We start from the raw sequence: 25508 nt of genomic DNA, 5'->3' as shown, positions 1-25508 counted from the left end.
TTATCTTTGCAGCGCAAAAATAAAATCTGATAATGATCTCAATTGATGGCTTAACGGTGGAGTTTGGTGCTACTACCCTTTTTAAGAATATTTCCTTTGTTATTAACGAGAAAGATAGGATAGCCCTAATGGGAAAGAATGGGGGCGGTAAATCGACTTTGTTGAAGATTCTTGCTGGCGTGCGCGAAGCCAATAAAGGACGTGTTTCTGTGCCTAAGGACAAGGTGGTGGCTTATCTTCCTCAGCATTTAATGACGGAAGATACACGTAGTGTTTTTGAGGAGGCATCGCAAGCTTTCTCGGAGATCATGACAATGGAAAAACAGATAGCTGAACTAAATCAACAGTTGGAGGTGCGTACTGACTATGAGTCAGATAGTTATTATGCATTGATAGAGGAGGTGTCGACCTTGAGTGATAAGTTTTATTCTATTGAGGAAACCAATTTTGATGCGGAAGTAGAGAAGGTTTTGTTAGGCTTGGGTTTTGAACGTGAGGATTTTAATCGGCCTACCAGCGAATTTAGTGGAGGATGGAGAATGCGTATTGAGCTGGCTAAAATATTACTAAGAAAACCACATCTGATATTGTTGGATGAGCCAACCAATCACCTTGATATTGATTCTATTGGATGGTTGGAGGATTTTCTGATTCACTGCGGAAAAGCCGTGGTGATAATTTCGCATGATAGAGCCTTTGTTGATAATATAACTACGCGTACCATTGAAGTTACCATGGGGCGGATATATGATTATAAAGTCAACTATTCAAAATATCTGGTATTAAGACAGGAGCGGAGGGTACATCAGTTGAAGGCATTTGAGGAACAGCAAAAAATGATAGCCGATAATGAGGCTTTTATTGAGCGTTTTAAAGGTACCTATTCTAAAACTTTGCAAGTTCAAAGTAGGGTTAAAATGTTGGAGAAGTTGGAAAGGGTGGAAGTAGATGAGGAGGATCATTCTTCATTACGTTTGAAATTTCCTCCAGCCCCTAGGTCGGGTAATTATCCCTTGATTGCCAATGAAGTTAGTAAGTGTTATGGTGATTATTTGGTGTTTGCCAATGCTTCATTTACCGTGGAAAGGGGTGAGAAAATAGCCTTCGTTGGACGAAACGGAGAGGGTAAGTCTACCTTGATTAAAGCCATTATGAAGCAAATTGATTATGATGGGGAGCTTAACTTAGGGCATAATACTCAGATTGGTTATTTTGCCCAAAATCAGGCATCATTGTTGGATGAGAATCTAACTGTGTTTCAAACTATAGATGATGTAGCCCGGGGAGATATTCGTAATAAAATCAAAGATTTGTTAGGCGCTTTTATGTTTGGTGGGGAGCAGTCTACAAAAAAAGTGAAGGTGTTGTCTGGTGGTGAACGGACAAGGTTGGCGATGATTAAACTGCTGCTGGAGCCTGTCAACTTGCTTATATTAGATGAGCCTACCAATCATTTGGATATGAAAACAAAAGATGTGCTGAAGGATGCATTGAAAGCCTTTGATGGTACTTTAATATTGGTCTCCCACGATCGTGATTTTCTGGATGGACTAGTGGATAAGGTGTATGAGTTTGGAAATAAGCGTGTAAAGGCACATTTGGGAGATATCAAGAGTTTTTTAAGTACGAAAAAAATGGCGCATCTCACAGAGTTGGAAAGAAAATAAGGTGGAGAAGGATAGTTGTTGGATCCGAAGAATCACATCATCACTTTAATCCAATTCACAATAGGTGCAGCTAAGTAGGTGATTCCAAAGCTCCAGAGTGTGATGCCCAATAAAAGGTAAAATAAGAATTTGCGCGTATCTTTTAGTAACAGCATTCCAATGAGTAGGGAGATGAGGGGGCCTATCAGGCCAGTGGCTATTAGTCCGAGTCCGGAGATACCATATTTTTGTAACCAACGATTAAATTTCTTTTGTTTGTGCACCATGTTTTTGGTACCGTATTTTTTCATGAGCCACCTGCGGAAAGGTTCACCAGCAAAAGATACAATGAGGGCTGAGGATATGGCATCCAAAGAGGTAAGGGTGGCGGTATAAAATGGTGTGATGCCCATGGCAATTCCTACAGGTATCCCTTTCCAAATACCTAATAGCCCGGTAAAATATACGGCCAAATATTTAGTGAGTTCTTCCATTGGTAATTTTTGCTATGTATGCAGAGGTAATTATTCTTCTGAAACGAATGGTTTGGTGGATTAGTGATGTTTATTGATTCCATATCTCCCAGGCTGCTTCAGCCTGAAGGTGCAGCATTTCTAATCCATTTTTAATGGCGGCTCCTTGTTTTTGGCCTGCCTTTAAAAAAGCTGTTATTTCTGGATTGTAAATCAGGTCGAAAAACAAATGATCTGGCCCACAAAATTGGTATGGAATTGTGGGTTTGGCATCCATGTCTCCATACATCCCCAGGGGTGTAGTATTGATAATAACTTGGTGATCCTTCATCGTTTTTTCATTCAAATTGCCATAAGCTATTTGGTCGTCGTTCTTAGGTGTTCTGGAGACAAGCTTGTAGGTCAGTCCCATCTTTTTTAAGGCGAAACCCACAGCCTTGGCAGCTCCTCCAGTACCTAGAATAAGTGCCCCTTTGTGGTGTGCTTTTATAAAGGGTTGAATGGATTTTGAAAATCCTATAATATCTGAATTGTAGCCTTTTAGAATAGGTTTATGGGGCTTGCTCCAGTCGAATTTGATCACATTTACGGCTCCCGCTTCTTTGGCAATGGGATCCAGTTCATCCAGGTATTGAATCACTTTCTCTTTGTAAGGAATCGTTACATTCAGACCGCCCATATATGGATGATGATTAATCAGACCAGGGAATTCGTCTATGGATGTAATCGGAAAGTTTAAGTATCTGGCTTCTATATTTTCTTGTTTAAATTTCTCCGTAAAATGACTTTGTGAGAAAGACTGTGATAATGGATACCCTATCAACCCAAATGTTTTCATAATCCGTATTCAATTCAGCGGTTCAATAATATTGTTAGTTTTTTTTCTCGGTCACTTTGGAACCTAAGGACTCAGTTAGCCATATGGCTGCTATCCCTAAGATAATAAAAACGACAGCAATAAAAAAAGCCGTATCCATAGCAGGTAAGTGCCAATCGTAACCTGTTGTTTTTACTTTTTCACCAAAGGTTTCAGTGATGATTTCTTTCCAAGGCCATAAGATTCCTAATGAGCCCATTATAAAACCTGTGAGCATAGCAATGGTTTGGTCGTGGAATTTTTTGAGTAACCACGATAAAAAATGAGAAAACCCGACTAATCCCAGTCCTGCACCTGCTGCTACAGGTAATAATACCTTTAAATTTAATTCACTTACCGCATTTATCATTATAAGCTGGTAATTGCCCATCAGAATCAATACAAATGAACCTGATAGTCCGGGAATGATCATGCTGCAAATGGCTACAATTCCGCAAATAAAAAGGTAAAGTAAAGAGCTGTTTTCTGAAGCTGGGGTGAGTACACTGATAACTACAGCAATGGATGTTCCGATTATAAAAGTTAGGATACTGGAAATGTTCCATTTGCTGACTGTTTTGCCAACATAATATATGCTGGCCAATACCAGTCCAAAAAAGAAAGCCCAAATATAAACCGGGTATTCAATAAATAGATATTTAAATAGTTGAGCCAGGCTTACGATTGCCACGCCGATGCCAGCGAATAATGAAAATAGGAACCAAAAGTCAATATGTTCAAATAGCTGCGTGAATTTTCCTTTTAAAAGAAGGTTGAGTGCTTTTAAATCGAAAGATTTGATGGCATCGATTAATCTTTCGAATACGCCGGTTATTAATGCTATTGTTCCACCGGATACGCCTGGTATAACGTTTGCTGCACCCATGGCCATTCCTTTCAGTACATTTTGGAAAAAGGACTTAGAATTCATTGTTTGTATAGTTATATGTGAGGAAAAACAAATAAATGCTGGTTCTGTTTTTTTATTAGCGATGCGTATTGATGTATTCTGCAATTTTTGGCATGGAAACCAAGGCAGGATATTCGTTTAGCACTATTTCCAGATCGTCAGGTAATAGTTGACGAGCAATGACCAAGTGTTGTAAAGCATCTGCATGGTTATTGTTTTTGTTGTAAACAATGGCAGCCAAATAGTGTAATGCACCATTGGTTTGATCTTTACTTAGCAAGCGTTTTAAGAAGGGTATTGGATCAAAATCTTTTTCATTTTCATCAAGAAACTGATACATTTCAATCCAGCTGGAAGTGTCTTCGTGCTGGTTAATCAGTGCACGTTTTAAGCATCTTTTTGCTTCGGCGGGCTTTTTCATCTTTTTATAGGTCTTGCCCAGGGAGAGCCATAGGTCAGATGAGTCGGGATCGAGCATTAAAGCTTTGTCAAATGCAAAGATGCTGGTCTCATAGTCTTGTGTGCGATATGCTGTTCTACCTAGTGCTTGAAGCGCTTCAGTATGTTCCGGGTCTATGTCCACAGCTATTTTGTAAAAGCGTGATGCTAAACCATAATTGTTCAGGTTTTCCCAGCAATCGCCCATATAGAAATAGGTGAGTGCCATGGGGTAGCTAAATGACATATACTCGGCGTAGCACTCGATGGCCTGGCTGTACTCTCCTATTTGTGCCAGACTGTTGGCTTTATTGTAATAGGCTTCGGACAGGTTAGGTGAGATTGCAATGGTAATATTATATGCTTCAATGGCTTCAGTGTATTTCTCTTGTTTGTTGTAGAGTATACCCAGATTATACCACGCATTTTCCAGATACGGATTTATATTTAGTAATTTATTGTATACCTCAATCCCTTCCTCTACTTCTTCCAGTTTATCATGGGCATAGGCCATCTCAAAAAGAATGTTTTCGTTGTTGGGAAAGCGGGGGTGGAGGTTTTTAAGTAAGTTACGCGAGTCCTTATAAAAACCTTCTTGGTTTAGGTTAAAGCCAATTTCAAAAACAAATTCGTCCAATTCCTCTTCGCTAACCAATTTAAGTGCTTTGGTATAATCAGCAATGGCTTTTTTTCTTTCTCCCATCCGGGTGTATACAATACCCAAATTCAGGAATATCTCTGCATTACTATTCTCTACTTCTCGTATATATTCCAATATCTCCAATGCATCCTCGTGCGCATTTTGTTCGATAAGTAAGGTGCTATGTTTTAAGAGGAGTGATGTTGAGTCCGGATGCTGGCGTAGTCCCAATTTAATGGCGGACTCAGCCTTATCCAACATATTTTCTTCGTTGTAATAATCAAAAATGGATTCAATTTGAAACACGTCAAAATAGGATTCCTTGTTGTGGTGAATCATCTCCTCAAACTTTTCAACCGCCTCTCTTGTCCCATCTTGATTTGCGTGAGAGTATTCTTGCATATATATAATACTATTTTATACCCTTCAAAAATACCATATTTTTGTCTAATTACAATAAGCTGAGACACTAAAAAAGGCATTGTTGATAACTTATTAACAATGCCCTCTGTATTTTTATGAAATCTTAACCAAAAGACGTCAGTGGCTTTGGGTAGTTTCGGGTTGGTGTTGAATTCTTAATAAGTCGTTCACTGTTTTAACCGGATTAAAAGTGCTTATGGGAACTTCTACAAATATGGTCGTCCAGTCAGACATGCCGCCATTCCAAAGTCCCGGTAACTCTAAGGCTTTTAGTTTTTTACCATTGATGGATTTCTCGGAGATAAATCCGGTGTTGGGATCCACATATTCTAAAAGGTTAAATTTTTCTCCCTGATAATTTTTTGTACCGCAGATCAGATCCACTGGGTTAAAGTGGGTACTCTGCTGAACTATTTTTCTTTTCTGAGGATCGTTCATGTCTATTTGTGAGCCTTCCACAATTTGGAGCGATGTTTCGCCATTGATACCGATACCCCAAAAAGGACCGCCGCCGGGTTCTCCTTCGTTCTTGACCATGCCGCAGACTCTTATGGGGCGATTTAATTTTGATTGTACATAGAGACGTTTTTCGGCATCGGAGTAATTGTCTATCATCTCAGGTAATGAAATAAATAGTTCGACCTGCATAAAATCAATGATCTCGTTCACGAGGTCGTTGTCGTCCTGATTGTTGTCGAGTTCTCGGAGATATGCAAATATTTTTTGTTGATAAAAATACAATACGCCGGCCAAGGCCTCTTTGTATTGGATGGTATCTCTTAGGCGGTAGGCTGGAATAACATTGTCTATGTTCTTGATAAAGATGATGTCGGCATTTAAATCGTTCAGGTTTTCGATCAATGCACCGTGGCCTCCGGGACGAAATAATAGTTGATCATTGTCTGTGCGAAATGGTGTGTTATCCGTGTTAACAGCTATGGTGTCGGTATATTCTTTTTGTGTTGAGTAGCTGACGTTAAAGGTGACCCCGTATTTGGCTTCGTAACGAGGTAGCTTTTTATGAACGATTTCCTCAAACAGAGGCTGATGATCACCGGAGACCGTAAAGTGGATATTTACATTGCCCTGGGCATCCTGACCATAGGTGGCACCTTCGCATAAGTGTTCTTCGATGGGAGTAATTGCTTCTTCTCCATCAAGATGAAATTTTAATACACCTTTGGGATATTTACCATAGTTGAGACCTTCGGGTAGTAATAGTTTTTTTATGATATGGACACCATTGTCAAAAACGGCTTGTTCGTTGCTGAAATCCATATCGCAGATTTGTTCCAGTTCTTTTGAAAATGCAAAATGTTGAATATGGGTTAGAAAGTCTTTGATGGGGCCTTCTTTTTTTTCTTGCGCCTGCTTGTCTTTGTCGGCATTGATAAATGCGAACAGATCTTTAAACATACGAGTGGCCGCTCCCGAGGCGGGCACAAACTTGAGGACGGTGTAGCCATTGTCAATACCGTTTCTAAATTGGTCGGTAAACATTAGTTTTTGTTCTTCATCCAGGGATAGTATGCCGTTGGTGGTAGAAGCAGGCGCTTTAATATCCATGAATGGGAAACCAATTTTGAATTGAGAAAGTTGTTCTTTCACTTTCTCTTCAGTGATATTCTTACTTTTTAAAAGCGTTCGGTCGTTTTGTTTTATCATTGTTTTTTAGTTTTAGATGTTTAAATATAAGAAACAATTCCTCTTTCTATAGAAAAAAGTGATTTTATATGTTGTTTTTATTAGGTATTTCCTGTGGGCATTTTTTATACATTTGTATTTTATTTTTTTAAGCGTTTATAAAATAGTGAGATGGAATATTTGTGGGGACATGCCAGAAGGTTTAATGATTATAGCTCCTATATAAAAAAGACTTTTAACGGACGGGTTCAAAAGGTATCGGTGGATGCAGGTTTTTCCTGCCCTAACCGCGATGGTTCAAAGGGAACAGGGGGGTGTACTTTCTGTAATAATTCAACTTTTAATCCAGCCTATTGCGGTGAAGGAAACAGTATCACTCAACAAATAGATACGGGAATTGCGGTTTTTGCTCATAAGTATAAAACACAACGTTATTTGGCATATTTTCAAGCTTATAGTAATACTTATGCACATTTAGACGTGTTGAAAGAACGGTACCGGGAGGCTCTAGAGCATCCTCAGGTTATAGGGATTGTTATAGGTACACGTCCGGATTGTATCAGTGATGAGTTGCTGGACTATTTGGCTGAGTTAAATAAAAATTATCATGTCACCGTGGAGTATGGCATCGAATCAACCTTGAATACCACGCTGCTGAAGATCAATAGAGGACACAACTATGAATCGGGACAGGAGGCTATTATGAAAACCGCTCATGCCGGAATCAATGTTGGTGCACACCTGATTTTAGGTTTACCTGGAGAATCACGGGATGATGTATTGAGACACGCGCGTGAGATGTCAGCTTTACCCCTGGATTACTTGAAATTGCACCAGCTTCAATTGGTGAGAGGGTCGGCTATGGGAGAAGCGTATCTGAAAAATCAGAACGATGTGCATCTTTATGCAGTGGATGAGTATATTGAACTGGTGGTGGATTTTCTTGAGATATTAAATCCGGGTATCGTCATGGAGCGTTTTATCAGTCAATCGCCCAAAGAATTGTTGATTGCCCCCCAATGGGGACTGAAAAACTTTGAGTTTGTGGCAAAAGTGGAAAAGCGGTTAAAGGAACGGGATACCTGGCAAGGGAAATTGTTTGTTGCTCAAAGGACTATACCTTGATAGGAAAAAAGCGGGTTTTGTCTCATACAAAACCCGCTTTTTTTGTATTATGCTACTTATTGAGCAGCTTTTATCACAAACGAATACTGATATTTTCCTGATGGAACTTGGTATTTTCTGATGGGTTTTGCTTTAGCACTCCAAGTGTTACAGCCACCTACACCTGTTTGTATTAAGTCAATGTTTACGGTGTTGTAATCTTCTTCTTGTAATTCATTGGTATGTCGTGCTTTTACAAGTGATTCAGGAGTCCATGGCCAAACCGATATGCTCAACGGTTGATCACCTTTTATAAGCAGCCCCTTGCGCTTAGTATCTGTTAGTTTTAACCAACGAACATCTGTCCGGTTGCTACATTCTTGTGGTTGGGCATATTCAAATACAAAGTCATTTACTGTTCCTTTGTAGATATTAATCTCTGCTGCTTCGCAGCGATCACTGTAGTTTTCCCATGGGCCATTGCCGTAGTAAGACATGTTATTAAGCTTGTTAGGAACGCCTGTTTGCATACCTACCCTAAGGAGGTCAGGCAGATTTTTATCTGCATCCAAATTATAGTTTACCTTAATTGTACCATTGTTGTATATAACGTACAGTAAAGTAAGTGCTGCTTTATCCTGAATGAGAAAGTTAGATTTAATAGTAATCGATTCATCGGAAGAGTTGACTATCTCAAACTGATCTAACTTTAGGTTGGAGGAGGCATCTTTCCAGAATTTATTGTGTATCTGGGGTTTCCATCCACGTTCATCATTGTCGGTTAAAGGACGCCAGAAATTAGGTTTTAACGGTTGCGATAGTATTTCTTTCCCTGCCATATGGAGCGATTCGATAAAACCTGATTTTTGAGAAATAAGTAGGGAAAATGCTTTGTTATGATACTTGATGATATCACCATTTTGTTCTTTTAGGATAGGGGAACCAGAGGTCGATTTTTCATCGGCTTGAATATAAAAAGGAAGTTTGAATTGTTGTTTTGCTATTTCGTATCCTTTCTTAGCCCATTGTTTATCGAGGGTTGAGTGTGCGCTTATTCTCAACCAATACTCAGCTCCTATAATTAGTTTGGGAGTTCTAAAGGGAACTGTTACTTCCATAAAATCTTCGGGGCTGATCATTATGTCCGATAATGTACCGCGTTCAATCACTTTGCCATCCTGACTTAATGTCCATTTAAACTCCATGTTATGGGTGTTGTTGAACCATTGTCGGTTTTTGATTCTTATTTTACCTTTGGCGAGATCAATTGCTTCAAAGGTAATGGGTTGATAAATATACTTGCATTCTTCAATCTGAGGTTTAGGAGTTCTGTCGGAAGCGATGATGCCGTTCAAACAGAAGTTGCCTGCATTTACCTTATCGCCATAATCGCCACCAACAGCATAGTAAGGTCTGCCATTTTCATCCTGTTCCAGGATTCCCTGATCAATCCAATCCCAAATGAAACCACCAAGAATATTGTCATGAGTATGAATGATATCCCAATATTCCTTCATGTTACCCAATGAGTTGCCCATGGCATGTGCATATTCGCACATCATTATGGGGCGTTGAATAAAAGGATCATTTGCCATGTGGTTTAGTACCTCAAGGGTTGGGTACATGCGACTTATAACATCCACATAGGGCATATCTGTTGGATTTGCTCCATGCACACTTTCGTATTCTTTGTACTCTTTAGAACCTACTTTTTTGTAATGTGGATGGTGTTTATTTCCTTGTGCACCCTCATAATGTATAAATCGGGTGTCATCATAATCTTTTATCCAGGCAGCCATGGCGGCATGGTTGGGGCCACTACCGGATTCGTTGCCTAAACTCCATGAAATAATAGAGGGGTGATTTTTATCTCTTTCGACCATACGAATAGCTCTATCTAAATAAGCCGCTGCCCATGTGGGTTGATTACTCAGCAATCCACGCACTGCATGGGTCTCCAGATTGGCCTCATCCATCACATAAATGCCATATTGATCGCATAAATCGTAAATATATGGGTCGTTGGGATAGTGCGATGTTCTAATGGCATTCAGGTTGTAACGTTTTAACAGTTTGATGTCTTCTTCCATATCTTCGCGGGTAAGTGCTTTGCCACGAATATGGTCGTGATCGTGTCGGTTAACACCATATAGCTTTACCTTTTTTCCATTAATCAACATGACGTTGCCATGGATACTTACATCCCGGAAACCTACTTTTTGTGAGCGGGTGTCAATGGCTATACCATCTTTGTCTTTTAAAGTAAGGATAAGGGTATATAAATAAGGATTTTCTGCCGACCATTTGTGGGGCGACTTTATCTCTTGTTCTAGCAAGGCAAAATACACATTGTCACGTTGAGGATACCATTCGTTTAAAATTTTGTCAGCATCCATACGCATGGTTTTGCTCGCAGAATTACCCTCAGCATCCAATAGTTGTGCTTCCACTCTCATACCTTTTGTATCGACCTTGTCGATGGTAGTGAGGCGAGGTCGTATTTGAAGTTGGGCATTCTGGTATTGTTGGTCAAATTTGGTACGGACAAAAAAGTCGTTAATAGAAACCTTTGGTTGACTTAAAATCATCACTTCGCGGTGAATTCCACTTAAACGCCAGTGATCCTGATCTTCCAGAAAACTGGCCGATGTCCATCGAAACACTTCAACGGCTACAGTATTTTCTCCATGTTTTACATAATCAGTGATGTCAAATTCGGCAGGTAAGCAAGCGTCTTCACTATAGCCTACTTTTTGGCCGTTGACCCAGCAGTTAAATGCTGAGGTTACACCTCCAAAATGCAAAATAACCTGACGATCTTTCCATTTTTCATTGTATTGGAATGTCCTTTTGTATTGGCCAACTTCGGTTTCCCATGGGTAATGAGGCGGTTGTAGGTCTACCTGAAAATTGGAGTTTACATAAGTGGGTTGCCCATATCCTTTTAGTTCCCAGTTGGAAGGAACCTCGATATCATCCCATTGTTGTACATCAAAACTATTTTTGAAAAAATCTTTGGGGCGTTCTTCTATTTTTTTAGTGTATTTAAACTTCCAATCTCCGTTTAAAAAAGTGATGTCGGTTTTATTTCTGTCACCGGATAGGGCATCTTCAAAATTATAAAAAGAGTAAGATGTTGCACGTCCTTGCATTTTGTTGACGGCAAATACGGATTGATTTTCCCAATGCGGTTTATCAATTTGTGCCGATAAACAAATAAAAAAACTACTCAGTATTCCGAAAATGCAGAGCCTGGATATTGTTTGTTTGAATAGTTGCATAAAATAAAGATTCTAAAAAGTTACAAATTACAGCGAATATACAGGAAGGGATGAGTTAAGGCAAGAAGAAATGCTAATTAATAGAGGGGTAAAATTAAATTTTAGCGTTCCTGAATAAATCGGAATAGATAAATATTATATCTTTTCTAAACTTACTAAATACCCCCCTTTATAGTTTGGATTATTTATCTTATCTCATAGATGAGATTTGTAATTTTGATTGATCAGATTGTTAAATAAAACTAAGAAAATTTGAGTCATGAGAAAATCGATATTTTTGGGAGTCTTGATGTTTTTTTTTACTGTCATCTCATTCGCAAAACCTCCTAAGCCTCCTAAGGGATTTCGATGGGTTTTAAATGCGCAATTCTCCGATGAATTTAATGGAGATGGTTTGGACCATTCAAAATGGATGAATCAGTTTAATGGAGGGTGGAAAGGACGAGCTCCTGCTTGGTTTAATCCGGAGGCCGTTTTTGTGGAAGAGGGTAATTTGAAAATTAAGAGTGGCGTGTTAAAACAAGCTAAAGGAAAATATACAATGTATGGAGGAGCCGTGTCTTCTCTTACCCAGGATGCTCATTTCGGATATTACGAATGCAAAGCCAAAGCTTCTAAGATAGCTATGTCAACCACTTTTTGGATGTCCAATGATAAGGTTCCTTTTACCGAAAATGATGATTGTGAAGATGATAGCTATAGTCAGGAATTGGATATTCAGGAAGCAGTAGGAGGGAGCACAAAGTTCGATAAATTTAAAAATGGAATGAATAGTAATACGCATTATAGGTATGTGAAATGTGGTGAGCGTAAGGAGACATTTATATCTAAGGGTACAGGGCATATTTTGGATAGTCCTGTTTATGAAGATTACCATGTTTATGGCGCATGGTGGAAGAATGCCGAAGAAGTCATGTTTTATGCCGATGATGTGCTGTTTGATACAGTTGAGTTTAGAAAGGATATTTCGCAGAAGCCATTTGATAGACCAATGCAAATCAATATGGTTACAGAGACCTACGATTGGCAACCGGCGCCATCGGCCGAAGATTTGGAAAACCCAGCTATAAATACCGCTTATTACGATTGGGTTCGGAGTTATCGTTTGGTGCCAATCCATGAAAAGATAAAAGATACTTATGAGGTAGAAGTGTTTAAAAATACCATTGAGCTTTCTACCCAAATGGTGGGTAAAAAAATTGTTATTGATTATGCGTATTCTTCGAATGATGATTGTAGTATCGTGTTTACTTTTTGGGATAGCAAAGGAAGGGAAGTAAAACAGTCGACAATACCGGCATTAAAGGGATATGGCTATCATTCGCATGAAGTGAAAATAAAGAGAGGCGATGTTCGTCTGGTAAAAGCTCGACTTCAATCCTTGGAAAAAGGTAGAATAGACATTGGCATTGAACAAGAAATGTGAGATGCTCATGTTGAGAAATGTTATTAGACTGCACAATGAGTGTTTGGGTGAGTTCCATATACCCGTTAAAAATTTAATTATAATCATATGAAAATAGTAATGCTTACGCTGTTGTTTTGGTTGGTTTTAATCTTTTCGGGTGTGTGGGCAAAAATACCGGCTGAGTCTACAAAACCTAATGTTGTATTGATTTTAATAGATGACTTAAGCCATTACGGAATTACGGCATATGGAGCCCATAAAGTCAGTTCCTTGTTAGGTGATTTTGAAAATGAACCCATTTCTACGCCGAATGTGGATCGATTGGCTGAAACAGGGCTCATGTGCACGAATGCCTTTGCTTATCCCTTGTGTGAACCTAGTCGTATTGCCTTGATGAGTGGGAAATATAACCAACGTAACTTTTTGCGGTGTAAAGCGCAGCACAGTTCCGATATAACTTTTGGGGATGTGTTTCAACAGCAGGGCTATGCCACAGGTTTATTTGGAAAATGGAAGCAAAGCAGGGGTACGAAAGAAATACCGGGTAAGGATTATATTTTTGAGTTTGGTTGGGACGAGTTTTGTGCTTTTGATGTTGTTACTGAAGGAAAACGTTTTATTAATCCTAACCTGATTATCAATGGAGAGATTCACGATTATCAACTACGAACAGACCTGGATCCTATGACAGGACGTCGTTGGTATGGTCCTGATATCTGTAATCGATATGCCTTACGGTTCATAGAAAAGAACAAAGACAAGCCATTCTTTTTGTATTATCCAATGTTGTTGGTTCATGATGAGCATCAGCCAACACCCGATACGCGACCTAAAGAACTGTTTGATACCTTTGATGAAGGAAGGAATGCCCATAATTCCAAAAAAGGAGATGATAAAAAATATTTTCCGGATATGATCTCTTATATGGATAAGTTGATTGGCAAGGTGGTTGCTAAACTGGATGAATTGCATTTGAGGGAGAATACTTTGATAGTGGTGATGGGGGATAATGGAACCAAAGAGTGTTTTGCACATGTTTTTTCAGACGGAAAAATATACCCAGGAAGAAAGGGGGGTAATACCGATAATGGTCTTCATGTGCCATTGGTATTGAATCAACCAGGAAGAATACAATCTGGGAAAAAGGGGATGCGCAAATATGATGGTCTTGTGGATGTGACGGATATATTTCCTACAATAGCGGAGGCCTCCGGTGTTCAGATTCCAAGAAAGGATGAATTAGATGGTATTAGTTTTTGGCCACAAGTGATGGGGCATAAAAAAGAGGCACGTGATGTTATCTATACGTGGTACAATAATAACCAACCTTATACCAGTAGTGATGAGTTGCTGGTATATGCTTTTAACAAGGCGTTTAAACGATATGCCCCGTGTAAGGAATATCCTGAGGGAAGATTTTTTGATTTACGGACTGACTCACTTGAAAAGGCAGGGGATACAGTGGTAGAAAGGAGGTTCAAGGTAAAGCTTCATAGTGGATTGGATATTGCGCAGCTGGATGTAGAACAACAAAAAGCTTACGATGAATTGGGCAAAGTATTGGACGCCTATGAGCAGAAAGGTGTGAAAGGTTTACTGATATATACCCCCAAAACCTCCTTAAGGGTGGGAGAGGAACTCAATTTAAATTGTATGGTGTTTCCGCAGGATGCTACACAAAAGAATATTATTTGGGAGTCAAGCGATGAAGAAGTGGCGTTTATTGATAAGTTTGGAAAATTGAAAGCACTTAATAAAGGGAAAACTACTATATCTGTATATTCGTGGAGTGATGCTTTTCCAGTGTCAGCCAACCTGTCACCCAGTTATACCAAAGGAGGCATCAGTCATTCTGTAGAAATGAGTGTTGAGTAGCTTGGTATTTAGTTCGATCACGAAGAGTATATTATTTTTTCGTTATGTAAAGAATGAAATGAGTTTGGGGAATGTTTTTCTAATACAGAAGATGTTTATCTTAGTTTGCTTATTAATGACGAAAATATCATATGATCTTTGAAAAATAAATTTAGACATATGAAACTGGCATGCCCAGCGCAAATAATTGGTCACATAGGTGAATGATTGAAATTTGCACTGGCTGGTTAAGTTTCGCTAATTTTTAAACAGATGAAAATAGTTAATTTATTACAAGTTCTTTTGCTGGTCGTTTTTTCTGCGTGTCAGCAACCTAAACAAGAGGCAAAGAAATTGCCCGAGAAACCTAATATCATTTTTCTTTTTGCGGATGATCAATGTCATTCTACCATTCATGCATTGGGTAATAAGGAAGTGATAACACCTAATTTGGATAAGTTGGTGCGTAATGGAGTTACCTTTACCAATGCCTATAATATGGGATCCTGGAGTGGAGCCGTATGTTTGGCTTCTCGTGCGATGTTGAATACAGGTAAGCCTGTGTGGAAAGCAAATGCGGGTGTTCGATCTGTTAATAAAGGAGAGGCACAATCATGGGCTCAGATGATGAGTGCGCAAGGTTATGAGACTTATATGACTGGTAAATGGCATGTCAGTTTTCCGGCAGCGAAACATTTTGATCATACCAAACATATTCGTGGTGGAATGCCCAAAGATAATTGGAATCATGCTGCGATGGTCAAGAAATTTAAGAATTTGAAGAAAGGGGAGGATTATCGTGACTTTATGCCTACGGGATACAATCGTCCCTTGAGTAAGGATGATCATTCGTGGTCGCCTACCGATACCCTTAATGGAGGGTACTGGGAAGGCGGCCAACACTGGTCTGAGGTATTGCGTGATGATGCCATTGCATTTATTAATCAGGCCAAAACAAGCGAGAAACCATTTTTTATGTATCTGGCATTTAATGCACCCCACGATCCACGTCAGGCACCACAGGAATTTCAGGATATGTATGATGAGGAGTCATTATCAGTTCCCCAAAACTTTCAGCCGCTTTACCCAGAGGCTGAGGCTATTGGTAACGGACCGTCCTTGAGAGACGCTGCGTTGGCACCCTTTCCTCGTACAAAATACGCTACGCGCGTACATTTGAAAGAGTATTATGCCAGTATTACACACATGGATGCGCAGATTGGTAAGATATTAAAGGCTGTAGAAGAAAGTGGAAAAGCAGATAATACCTATATCATCTATAGTGCAGACCATGGATTGGCGGTGGGAGATCATGGATTATTTGGAAAGCAGAATATGTACGATCACAGTATGCGTCCTCCATTCATGATTATTGGTCCCGGCTTGCAAAAAGGAAAAAAAGTAGATGCCGAAATATATTTGCAGGATGCGATGGCAACAGCGCTTGATTTAGCAGGAAGTACTCAAAAGGATTCGGTGTTTTTTCATAGTGTTTTACCATTGGCTTTGGGACAACAGGAGAAAAGTAATTATAGTGCGATATATGGAGGATATTTAGATCTGCAAAGAATGATTCGTGAGGACGGTTATAAGTTGATACTGTATCCTGGCATTCATCAATTAAAACTGTTTAACATTGATGCAGATCCCTTGGAAATGAAAAATTTAGCTGATAGTCCTGAACAAAAACAACGAATCAAACAAATGTTTACTGCTCTGAAAACGCTTCAATCAGAAGTAGGTGATAAGTTAAATTTGGACGATTATTATAAATTATAAATATAGAGCAGGTAGTGTCACTAAGCGCTGTATTACAGAAGGTGAAGATTATTGTGATTTATCTATCTGCTACTTCTAAGCATGTAAACAATGAAATTTAAGACAACCTTTATAGTGCTTGCTGCACTATCTATTGTGGCAAGTTGCACACAAGCTAAAAGCACGGAATCGAAAAAAGAATTAAAACCAAATGTTATTGTGGTCATCACCGATGACCAAGGTTATGGTGATTTGGCTTGTAATGGTAATCCCATTATACAAACTCCTAATATCGACAAGTTTCACGATCAGAGTGTACGTTTAACCAACTTCCATGTGGGAACAACATGTGCTCCTTCGCGTGGAGGCTTAATGAGTGGACGTAATTGTAATAGAAATGGTGTGTGGCATACCATTGGTGGATGTTCTTCGCTACATGAGCGTGAAACCACGTTAGCCGATGTGTTTGTTGCCAACGGTTATGCTACAGGTATGTTTGGAAAGTGGCATCTGGGCGACAATTACCCTTTTCGTCCTTATGACAGAGGGTTTCAAGAGACTTTCTATCTGAAAGGTGGTGGTGTAGGTCAGACGCCTGATTATTGGAATAATGATTATTTTGATGATACCTATTTTAGAAATGGAGTCCCCGAAAAGGTAGAAGGTTATTGTACAGATGTTTGGTTTGATGAGGCGACAAAGTTTATTGATAAACATAAAGATGAACCGTTTTTTGCTTATGTTTCGCTCAATGCACCACATGGACCTTATAATGTGCCTGAGCAATATGTTTCGATGTATGATGAGGCTGATTTAGCACCGAGACAGAAGAATTTTTATGGTATGATTACTCAGCTTGATGAGCGTTTTGGCCAGTTGGCCGAGCATTTGGAAAGTACAGGAATCGCAGATAATACGATTTTGATATTTATGACGGATAATGGTACGGCCGCTGGTTATTATTATAATAAAAAGAATAAATCGTTTACCGGGTATAATGCTGGGATGCGAGGAACCAAAGGCAGTCATTATGATGGCGGACATCGTGTGCCATTTTTTATTCGTTGGCCTAAGGGTGAGTTGATGGGTGCAAAAGATATTCAAAGTCTGACTGCGCACGTGGATATTCTTCCTACTTTGGTTGAATTGTGTGGGTTAGATGTTAACTATAAATATGAAATGGATGGGATCTCTATTGCCAGTCTTTTGTATGGAAAAAAAGCTGAAGTTGATTTTGATAAGCGTATGTTAGTAACTGATACTCAGCGTAATCAATGGCCGGAAAAAGGACGTAATAGTTGCGTGATGACCACTAGGTGGCGTTTAACTAATGGTAACGAGTTGTATGATATTTTTGCCGATCCAGGACAGAAGAATAATATTGCAGATAAGCATCCTGAACAAGTTAAATTGATGCAGGATTTTTATAATGATTGGTGGAGTAGAGCAGAAAAAGACTTTGAGTATCCGGTTATTAAACTGGGTACTGATAATGAAAATCCATCATTCCTGACTTGCCATGATATGCATAATAATCAGCCTATTCCATGGAATCAGAATATGATACGTGCAGGTGTGGCTTTTGATGAAGGTTACTTGCTTACCCAAGTGATGCAAGCCGGAAAGTATCGGATTGCAATATCTCGTTATCCCAAAGAAAGTGGATTGAGGATGGATGCATCAGTGCCTGGAGTTAAGGCTACCAAGGGAACAGAGGCTATCACAGAAGGTGTATCCTTAAAATTAAATCAACCCTTTGTTGTTTTAAATGGTAAAGTGGTGAATTGTAAGTTTAATGATGCCCATACCGCTGCTGAGGTTAGTGTTGATCTGGAAGCCGGCGAATTGAAGTTGGGTGGTGGCTTCTTTGATGACAATGGTCAAAAAGCAATGGCCTACTATTATGAAGTGGAGCGACTGTAAGCTTCTTAAATATTTATGTAATTACCAAGCCCCAAACGATATATCGTTTGGGGCTTGTGTTTGTTAACCCGAAAATGGTTGTTGAATTGTTTTTACCCCCTCAATGCGTTAACTTTTTATTTATCTTAACCTCTCCATTTCAAAATGATATTTACATGCGTAGAGTAAAATGACTTCAATGTTTAAGATGAACGGAGCCATAGGAATGGTTTCGCATACAAGGGAATGATTAAATTTGGCGAGTTCTGAATGACCATCGAAATATCAATTTAATATATTATGTAAATATGTTATTGTTGAAATATGCTTGTTGTGGATAAGGTTTGTTACCTGTTTTTGGGAGAACTGGCTAAGGCTAATAATCCCAATATGGGTCCAATAGCTAATGAGGTATAGATATAAATAAGGTTTGTATAATTTTGCAAAATATTTAAAAGCTGAATACTTATGATGGTTATGAGAAATCCGATACAATTTACAATGGTAAGAGCAGTTCCTTTTATTTCAGGTTTGGCATTTTGTGCCACTAGAGTTGAGAAGAGTGGAGAATCAGCGACAACCACAATGCCCCAACATAGAAGGAAAGCAACAAATAAATCTTTCGATTCGTTCATGAACATGAGTGGAGAAATGAGACAACAGATACATGATAAAAGAAGGGCCATGGAGGCTGTTTTTTTTGTCCCTGTCTTTTGAGAAAGATACCCGCTAAACACACAGGCCAAGCCCCCAATAGCTACAATTAGGAATGATAATAGAGGGATGTTAAAGATTGCTGAAGGGTGTTTGATACTATAGGTTTGAAGTATGATAGGAACAAATGCCCAAAAAGCATATAGTTCCCACATATGCCCAAAATAACCAAAGGAAGCAGAGCGGAGTAGCGGATTTTTGAATACTTTGAAAAAAGAGGAGAGCATTAACTTGCTACCTTTTTTACGATAGGGGCCATCAGGAACCAATAATAACATTAGTAAGCCTCCACATACAGCAAGCGATGAGATAAAGGTCAAAACAAATTTCCAAGGGATGGTATTTGTAATTCCTTTTGTCAGGTGTGGAAAGGCAGTGCCAACTACCAATGCACCTACCAATAGGCCTAGAGATTTTCCCAGTCCTTCTTCGTAGTAGTCTGCTGCTATTTTCATCCCTATCGGATAGATACCTGCCAGAAAAAATCCAGTCATAAAACGCAAGATAAGAATACTGGCTAAGTTGTTTCCATCCCATATGATACCCAAATTAAACAGTGAGCCCAACAAAGCACAGCTTAAAAATACATTGGATGGTGAATATCGGTCGGCAATGGTTAAAATGGCTAAGAGTAGTGAGCCCAAAATAAAACCGAACTGTACAGCAGTCGTGAGGTGACCCAAGGCATTGCTACTTAGTTGGTAATGAATGATAAGGTCGTTCATTACTCCATTTCCGGCAAACCACAGCGAAGTGCAACAAAATTGAGATAGGACGATGATCGGAAGTATGTACTTTTTGTTTTTCATATCCGCTGCCTTCATTTTTTTCCGAATGAGATTCTGATATTTAAATTGTCCCCATCATCACTACAATTTTTTTTCATCCATAACCCATTTATACCAGCAGCTCTATCTTGCATTTTCGGATTCTATGATCTTGATATGCAAGAGACCATAAATCGAATAGCAAACCAATAGCAAAGACTGTGTGAACCGTCAGGATATTAAAAGAGTATGTGATGGGGTAATGTTTTGTTTTTATTGTTTGTCTGTTTTTTCTTAATGAGTTTCATTACTGACCTTATAGGTCACTAATTTTTTAAAATCGAAACTGTTAGATCCTGCAATGAGAAAGTGATTGTCTCCAATTTGATGAGATTTTAAACCGTAATAGATAGAAAAACCTGTTTCACAATAACTTAGTGGTTGGAGAATGCCTTTTTTGTTTAATTTGCACAGTTGAATGCTGGCGTCATCTCTGGTGGCGACAGCTAATACAGCCTCCCTTTTATTTACGGAAAGTATTTCGATTCTTGTTTGTCCGGATAACTTGGTGTTTTCATCATTTTTGAGTACAAAATGGGGTAGAAGTTCTCCCTTTTTGTTAATTTTAAAAATGCTTACCCCATCGCCGTGATATACAAAATCTGTGTTTTTTATAAAACCAGCTCTCTTATAGTATTTATGGTGTCTGTGACCTACTATTATATAGTGATTTCGTCCCAGTTTAACCCCGGTAACAGGATAAGCTCCAGTTAGGTATCTGTCTGTCTCATTGTCGTCAATATTGTTAATGTTTTTAAAAGTTCCGTTTTCGTAAACTTTAAAACTACTGACTCCGTTGTCATGAAAACCACCTGTATATAAAAAGGTGTTACCGTTTATTTTATGCGTAAACATTCCAATAATTCCATCGGTATGTATTTTGTCATTATCTTTTATTGATTGAATGTGAGTGAGTTTACCATCGCCATTTATTTGAAAGCAACTTAAGCCTGGGGTTTCTTCCAATCCGCCAGCAAATAAATAGGATGATGTTTTCATGTGCACCACCTGTAATGTGATTGCGGTGCCAAGGTAAGTGCTATCGGTATCTTCTGTTATGGAAACCCGTTCAAGCAATCCGTCAGTTAATATTTTAAATACTTCGATGGCATTTCCATATTTGTTAGCCACGAATAAAAAATCGCTACCTTCAATTTTGTCAGCAATCATACCTCTAGCAGGACCTTTTTTTAAATATAGTTCCTGTGTTCCTATAGGCTTAAGCTTTCCTTCTTTATTCAGACTGAATATATCTACATCGCCAAAGCCTCCGGCATATACGTAATGGTTTCCACCTTTTTCATAGCTGGTAACCGATACTGTATTGTTGGCAGATATATCTTTTATGTCTGTTTTGTTAAGCATGAGCTTGTTGTTAACTTGTGCAAAACATAGGGACGAAAGAAATAGTAGACCTATAAGAGTGTAATTTTTGATAATGCTCATGTTTTTTATTTAAAATGGTTTTTTGTTATTAACAAATTATTAGAGAGGTTGTTTTAAGAATTCGAAGTAATCCACGTCAAACATATGACCTGATCCGCCTTTAAAGACGAGGAACAATGCATGTTTTCCTTTTATATTACTGACTTTACATTCGGATATTTGATAAGCTGTATTGTTGGGTTGAGGATTTATTTGGCATGTACCCACAAGTTTTCCGTCTTCACTGTCTATTCTTAGTTCAACGGCCCCACCGGTAGCATTAAAAGTTTTTATTCTAAAGCGATTGATTCCTTTTTCGAAATGGAGGTATTTGTATGCCGCATAATCGTTATGATTAATATGTGTTAATATTTCATTGGGATAATCATTATTTATGAGGTGGTCGATGAATACACTTCCATATAACAGACAGGCTCTTTCTGCTTGAATCAGGGATTGCGCAGGTAGATATGATAATGCTCCTTGGGAGGTCATTTCTACCTCGTTGATGGTACCGTCTTTATTTATTTGGATGGGTTCGAGGCAGGTTTTTCTGTATTTTTGTGAGTTATGAGTAGAACGATGGTAAAATACGTACCATTGTCCATTAAATGCTTCAATAGAACCGTGATTATTCCATATGGATGGATCACTCCCGGCATTGTCGATGATGACTCCTTTATACTCGTATGGGCCCATCGGTTTTTTACTGATCGCATATCCTAAGCAGGTAGGGCGGTTGTTTCTACTATCGTCGGCAAATACCAGATAGTACCAATCGCCAATTTTTCGAATGGAAGATCCTTCGTGAAAGGCTTCGTTTCCAGCCTGGTTAAGAGGTTTGCATATGGTCGTTTGATCTATACACATCATGTTAGGTTTCAGCTTGGCCATCTTTGGATATCCTTGTCCCCATAAATAATAGGCCTGGCCATCATCATCTACCAATACTGCCGGATCTATCTCTTGGGCGCCTTTTATATGTTTTCCATTCGTAAAGGGGCCGGTGGGATATTTACTGGTGGCTACCCCTTCGGTATACATTTTCCTGTCGGGTGAGCAATAATAGAGGTAGTAGGTTCCGTCTTTGTAGGCGCAGTCTGGGGCAAATAGTAAGTGGTCGCAATAAGATACTTGGTCGTTAGTCCCTTTTGAAGCGAAAGCATCTTCAACCACTTGCCAGGTTTTTAAATCATCGCTGAATAGCACATGATGTTTGTGGGAACACCAATAGGCATCACTTTCGTCGCGTGAGCCATAGATGTAAATTTTACCATCCTCCCATACGTGAGCTTCGGGATCGGCAATATACATTCCAGGCGGACAGATTGGGTTTTGTCCATGGGTGTTCGTGCTTAAGATGTTGATTATTAATATGGTGGCGATGTATTTTAGTGTACGTTTAAATAATGTCATTTCTATACTTATTGCGATATTCTAATGCGTCATCCAAGTTAAAAGGAAGAGAGCAATTTAGTCATATAGAATGAAATGAAGGACGAAATAGAGATGTGAAAAAGGGGGGTAAATATTTTTCTTGAAAAACAAAATAGCCTGTTTAACCCAGAAAATGCATTAGAAATTCTATTGCGCATTAAAATTGCTTTCAAACAATTCCTAAGGCTTGTTTTAACTTACCATAGCGGTGCTATGTCTCATCACAACAAGATATTGATTGCACTTTTAATTCTTATGACGAAGTTCTAATACATCATCTGGGTTTAAGGCTGTTTTGTATATGCACTATACCTATCTTTTTTGTGCTTTTATTAAGTCGATAAAGGCCACAATGTTTTCAATGGGCGTATCTCCTTCAGTGGCATGGGACGGACAGAAAATATAACTGCCATCCTTACCCAATTCCAATAAGTGCATTGTTTCGTCTTTTACGTCTTGAACAGTGCCATAGGGCAATGTTTTTTGCGTGGAAAGGCCACCGTGAAATGTAACTTTACCTCGGTAAGTATTCAAGAGCTCATCAACATTCAGCACTTCGGGCTGGAAGGGATTGATTGAGTTAACGCCAGCATCAATGAGTTCAGGAATCACCTCTGCTATATCGCCGCATGAGTGTATCAATTGGTATTTGCCGTGTGACTTCGTGTTGGCGTACATCCTTTTTAATTCTGGGTACAAGAACTCCATCCATACTTCTTTGCCCATCATCAAGCCCTGTTGAGCGCCCCAGTCGTCACCAAAATAAATACCATCTACTTCAGGATAGCGTTCGCATACATTGGTAATTACAGCAATGTTAAAGTCGGCTATCTTGCGTAACAGATCTTTTACAAAATCAGGATACATCATAAAGTCAAGGAAAGCATTTTCCATTCCTCGTAATGTCCAGTAACGTTCAAAAAGGCTAAAGCCGATGCTATAAAGTACGAATTTGTCTTTGTTGGCGGCTATTTTTTCTTCTATTCCTTCGTATAGCATGGGGTTTTCGATATCAGGAAACTCATACCCCTCCATTGTTGGTTCAGGAATAACCAATCCTTCCACGTTGCCAATATCTTTTTCGAGTGTCATATCCCATGTTACCCCAAAGATGTCTTTTTTTCGGTTATTTCCTATGTCTACTTTAAAGCCACTGGATTGCCCCAATTTGATAAAGTGGTTATCTACCAGGGCTTCCACATCAACATCCTGGCCGTAATGGGCCTTCATTTTTTCAAGTGCTTCTATTGTAAATTTACAATCCCATGGCACATAGGGCGGTTTTTTACCGTCCAGCACCATTTTTATCACCTCTTTTTTTGTCATTGTATCTTATATAATTTTGTCAGCATGTGCTTGACTATTTAAACATTTTTTTTAGTAAATTCGTAATCACCGATGTGAATTGTTATTCGGATTCTGTGTGCTTGATTACTTGTTTCGAATTTGTGGATTTTATGGTCTCAACATGTGTTCCTAAGGCCGTTTTTACACCATAGATATCACATTCAATACCAGTAAGTTTTTTATAGGTATCAAAAACGTCCTTTTTAAATTCTTCCAGTTTGTCCTTGTATACCAAAGACACCATGCAGCCACCAAAGCCGGCGCCTGCCTGACGCGAAGCGACTACACCTGTAGCAGAACTCATGGCCTTGTACATATTCTCCATGGCATCATTTGAAATCTCAAAGAGATCTTTAGCTCCATTAAATGATCGCTTAAAAATATCCTTTAGTTTTTCTACTTCACCTTTTGTCAATGCTTCTTCGAGTTCATGGGTGCGATTGTTCTCTTCAATAATAAACTCTGCTCGTTTGGCTGCTCCTGTTGTGAGTTTATTTTTATGTTGGTGAAAAAAATCGATGCTTACATCGCGCAGTGCCTTAATATTGCTATCTATTTTTGCAAATTCCGTTACCGCTTCTTCACATTGCGCACGGCGATCATCATATTCTGAACCATGTAGTTCTCGTGGTTTATTGGTATTACAAATGGCAACCATGATTTCTTCCGGCCAGCTGACTTGTTTGTGTGTTAGTTCGCGACAGTCTAATTTAATTACCTTGTGACGTTCCCCAAATATGACAGAGTATTGGTCTAGGATTCCACAGTTTACTCCTACATATACGTTTTCGGCGCGTTGGCTCAAAAGCGCCATGTTCTTTTTGTCTATTTTAAACCCAGATGTTTGGGCCAACATGGCCATGGCTATAGCTTCTAGTGCTGCAGAACTGGATAGGCCCGAACCTATTGGAATGGTGCTGCAGAAAGAAGCTGAAAAGGCCTTTAATTCGTAGTCTTCATCCAGAAGTACTTTTACTACTGCGCTCATGTACTTAGCCCAATTTCCACCTTCTATGATATCGCCCGTTTTTGTGTTTATTTTTGTTTTGTTTTTTAGGTTACAGGAATATATCTCAATTATATCGGTGTCGTTGGCAGAGAAGGCACAATCAATCACTAAATTAACAGGCATGGTTACTACGTATCCATGATTGTAGTCGGTATGACTTCCCATTAAATCCACCCTGCCGGGTGAATATGCATAATAGGTGGGTTTAGAATGGTATAGTTCTTCGTACTTGCTTAATACTTCATTGTTCATAATGTCTGATTTTAAAATTTTAATAAACGATCATAGACTTTGGGTAAGCTCTTCTTACCCTTTGGTTTTACTATAGTTTACAAATGTAGATGGAGTGTATGGAATTATTTTTCTGATAATTGATTTTAGTTTAGTTATATTTGCTTATATTTTTATATAG

The 25508-nt window shown here is 38.9% G+C and carries 17 protein-coding genes; 6 read left to right on the top strand and 11 right to left on the bottom strand.

Annotated elements, in window-relative coordinates:
* The first annotated feature begins 32 nt into the window (after positions 1-32).
* Positions 33-1667 carry an ABC-F family ATP-binding cassette domain-containing protein gene (locus CYTFE_RS0109225; RefSeq protein ID WP_027471561.1) on the top strand — a complete coding sequence of 545 codons (1635 nt, stop codon included), beginning with the start codon at positions 33-35 and terminating at the stop codon, positions 1665-1667.
* A gap of 32 nt (positions 1668-1699) precedes the next feature.
* On the opposite strand, the gene CYTFE_RS28630 is transcribed toward CYTFE_RS0109225, so the two are convergent.
* From CYTFE_RS28630 to CYTFE_RS0109200, 5 genes are all read right to left on the bottom strand, one after another.
* Positions 1700-2140 carry a hypothetical protein gene (locus CYTFE_RS28630; RefSeq protein WP_027471560.1) on the bottom strand — a complete coding sequence of 147 codons (441 nt, stop codon included), beginning with the start codon at positions 2138-2140 and terminating at the stop codon, positions 1700-1702.
* Positions 2141-2210: 70 nt separating this feature from the next.
* Positions 2211-2957 (bottom strand): shikimate dehydrogenase family protein, encoded by a 747-nt coding sequence (locus tag CYTFE_RS0109215; RefSeq protein WP_027471559.1) that lies wholly within the window; start codon positions 2955-2957, stop codon positions 2211-2213.
* A gap of 34 nt (positions 2958-2991) precedes the next feature.
* Positions 2992-3906: a DUF368 domain-containing protein gene (locus CYTFE_RS0109210; protein WP_027471558.1), complete on the bottom strand. Its 915-nt coding sequence runs from the start codon at positions 3904-3906 to the stop codon at positions 2992-2994.
* A gap of 55 nt (positions 3907-3961) precedes the next feature.
* Positions 3962-5365 carry a tetratricopeptide repeat protein gene (locus tag CYTFE_RS0109205; RefSeq protein ID WP_027471557.1) on the bottom strand — a complete coding sequence of 468 codons (1404 nt, stop codon included), beginning with the start codon at positions 5363-5365 and terminating at the stop codon, positions 3962-3964.
* Between the two features lie 138 nt (positions 5366-5503).
* Positions 5504-7051, bottom strand: coding sequence for a DUF4301 family protein (locus CYTFE_RS0109200; protein WP_027471556.1), 1548 nt, complete (start codon positions 7049-7051; stop codon positions 5504-5506).
* A 150-nt stretch (positions 7052-7201) separates the two neighbouring features.
* Between CYTFE_RS0109200 and CYTFE_RS0109195 the strand changes: the two genes are divergently transcribed.
* Positions 7202-8155, top strand: coding sequence for a TIGR01212 family radical SAM protein (locus tag CYTFE_RS0109195; protein WP_027471555.1), 954 nt, complete (start codon positions 7202-7204; stop codon positions 8153-8155).
* Between the two features lie 56 nt (positions 8156-8211).
* Here CYTFE_RS0109195 and CYTFE_RS25850 read toward each other — a convergent pair whose 3' ends face one another.
* On the bottom strand, positions 8212-11415 hold the full coding sequence (locus CYTFE_RS25850) for a glycoside hydrolase family 2 TIM barrel-domain containing protein (RefSeq protein ID WP_052343110.1): 3204 nt from the start codon (positions 11413-11415) through the stop codon (positions 8212-8214).
* A gap of 259 nt (positions 11416-11674) precedes the next feature.
* Between CYTFE_RS25850 and CYTFE_RS25845 the strand changes: the two genes are divergently transcribed.
* The 4 genes from CYTFE_RS25845 (at position 11675) to CYTFE_RS0109170 (ending at position 18358) form a co-directional block, all read left to right on the top strand.
* A complete protein-coding gene (locus CYTFE_RS25845; protein ID WP_052343109.1) occupies positions 11675-12841 on the top strand; it encodes a LamG domain-containing protein in 1167 nt (388 codons plus the stop codon).
* A gap of 87 nt (positions 12842-12928) precedes the next feature.
* Positions 12929-14698 carry a sulfatase-like hydrolase/transferase gene (locus CYTFE_RS0109180; RefSeq protein ID WP_044262702.1) on the top strand — a complete coding sequence of 590 codons (1770 nt, stop codon included), beginning with the start codon at positions 12929-12931 and terminating at the stop codon, positions 14696-14698.
* Positions 14699-14950: 252 nt separating this feature from the next.
* Positions 14951-16456 (top strand): sulfatase-like hydrolase/transferase, encoded by a 1506-nt coding sequence (locus CYTFE_RS0109175; RefSeq protein WP_027471553.1) that lies wholly within the window; start codon positions 14951-14953, stop codon positions 16454-16456.
* Between the two features lie 90 nt (positions 16457-16546).
* Positions 16547-18358 (top strand): arylsulfatase, encoded by a 1812-nt coding sequence (locus CYTFE_RS0109170; protein ID WP_027471552.1) that lies wholly within the window; start codon positions 16547-16549, stop codon positions 18356-18358.
* Positions 18359-18684: 326 nt separating this feature from the next.
* On the opposite strand, the gene CYTFE_RS0109165 is transcribed toward CYTFE_RS0109170, so the two are convergent.
* From CYTFE_RS0109165 to galK, 5 genes are all read right to left on the bottom strand, one after another.
* The gene (locus CYTFE_RS0109165) at positions 18685-19860 is read right to left on the bottom strand and encodes an MFS transporter (protein ID WP_027471551.1); all 1176 of its coding nucleotides are present in this window, start codon (positions 19858-19860) and stop codon (positions 18685-18687) included.
* Positions 19861-20112: 252 nt separating this feature from the next.
* Positions 20113-21243: a lactonase family protein gene (locus CYTFE_RS25840; protein WP_200871267.1), complete on the bottom strand. Its 1131-nt coding sequence runs from the start codon at positions 21241-21243 to the stop codon at positions 20113-20115.
* A gap of 120 nt (positions 21244-21363) precedes the next feature.
* Positions 21364-22719, bottom strand: coding sequence for a family 43 glycosylhydrolase (locus tag CYTFE_RS25835; RefSeq protein ID WP_044212378.1), 1356 nt, complete (start codon positions 22717-22719; stop codon positions 21364-21366).
* Between the two features lie 333 nt (positions 22720-23052).
* Positions 23053-24066, bottom strand: coding sequence for a uroporphyrinogen decarboxylase family protein (locus CYTFE_RS0109145; protein ID WP_027471550.1), 1014 nt, complete (start codon positions 24064-24066; stop codon positions 23053-23055).
* 82 nt (positions 24067-24148) lie between these two features.
* Positions 24149-25348, bottom strand: coding sequence for a galactokinase (galK, locus tag CYTFE_RS0109140; RefSeq protein ID WP_027471549.1), 1200 nt, complete (start codon positions 25346-25348; stop codon positions 24149-24151).
* Positions 25349-25508: the final 160 nt, after the last annotated feature.

Origin of the sequence: Saccharicrinis fermentans DSM 9555 = JCM 21142 (assembly GCF_000517085.1) — a bacterium.
GTDB lineage: Bacteria > Bacteroidota > Bacteroidia > Bacteroidales > Marinilabiliaceae > Saccharicrinis > Saccharicrinis fermentans.
This window is presented reverse-complemented; position numbering and strand designations above follow the sequence as displayed.